Below are 255 nucleotides of genomic sequence, written 5' to 3'. Positions count from 1 at the left end.
CCATCACGGGCGACGAATACGGCCCGGCGCAGCGCAGCCATATCCTGTCGGCCGACTTCACCTATGACCTGATGCCCTGGCTGTCGGTCGGCGGCAAATACGGCATGCGCTACGGCCAGGTCCGCGAGCGGCTGCTCGACGGCGACCGCGAGAGCTTCTCCGAATGGTATTCGTCCTCCGCCCATCTCGGCATCATCCGCGCCGACCTGCACGTCGTGCGCAACTGGGATGCGCTGTTCGAGGGCCGCGTCATGC

At 66.7% G+C, this 255-nt stretch carries 1 protein-coding gene; it reads left to right on the top strand.

The annotated features are described in order from the left end of the window. A partial coding sequence (locus C5748_RS27655) for a hypothetical protein (protein ID WP_146119677.1) occupies positions 1 to 255 on the top strand: 255 nt, incomplete at both ends.

The sequence above is a fragment of the Phyllobacterium phragmitis genome, from assembly GCF_002980495.1.
Taxonomy (GTDB): domain Bacteria; phylum Pseudomonadota; class Alphaproteobacteria; order Rhizobiales; family Rhizobiaceae; genus Paramesorhizobium; species Paramesorhizobium phragmitis.
The sequence above is the reverse complement of the archived record's forward strand: the minus strand, read 5'-3'. Positions and strand labels throughout refer to the sequence as shown.